Raw genomic sequence first — 489 nt, 5'->3', positions numbered from 1 at the left:
ATTGAATTACTCGTAAGTAAATCAATCAGTCAGCTTTCCAAATTGTTAAAGAGCAAGAGTTTTTCAAGTTTTAAACTTTCAAAACCATTTTTAAAAACTCTCCGAGGAGAATGCTTAAAGATGGTGGGCGATACCGGGCTCGAACCAGTGACCCCCTGCTTGTAAGGCAGGTGCTCTCCCAACTGAGCTAATCGCCCATAAAGTTTTCTTTTGTCTTCACTTTTTAAAAAGTGAAAATAAAAGCCATTCTTATGGAAGGAATGGTGGAGCTATGCGGGATCGAACCGCAGACCTCCTGCGTGCAAGGCAGGCGCTCTCCCAGCTGAGCTATAGCCCCATATTTTTATTTCCTTGGGAGGAAATGGTGGGCGATACCGGGCTCGAACCAGTGACCCCCTGCTTGTAAGGCAGGTGCTCTCCCAACTGAGCTAATCGCCCACTAAAAGTTTTAATTCCTTCGTGGAGAAAGAATGGTGGGTCGTGCAGGAT

General features: G+C 45.6%; 3 tRNA genes. All 3 read right to left on the bottom strand.

Annotated features, from left to right (window positions below):
• Positions 1-121 precede the first annotated feature (121 nt).
• A tRNA-Val gene (locus BCV39_RS19900) sits at positions 122-197 on the bottom strand.
• Between the two features lie 64 nt (positions 198-261).
• Positions 262-337: transfer RNA gene (locus BCV39_RS19895), tRNA-Ala, on the bottom strand.
• A 25-nt stretch (positions 338-362) separates the two neighbouring features.
• Positions 363-438: transfer RNA gene (locus tag BCV39_RS19890), tRNA-Val, on the bottom strand.
• Between the last annotated feature and the right edge of the window lie 51 nt (positions 439-489).

Origin of the sequence: Vibrio sp. 10N.286.55.E10, from assembly GCF_002872555.1 — a bacterium.
Taxonomy (GTDB): domain Bacteria; phylum Pseudomonadota; class Gammaproteobacteria; order Enterobacterales; family Vibrionaceae; genus Vibrio; species Vibrio crassostreae.
Note: the sequence above shows the minus strand (reverse complement) of the source record. Positions and strands in the feature narration are given on the sequence as shown.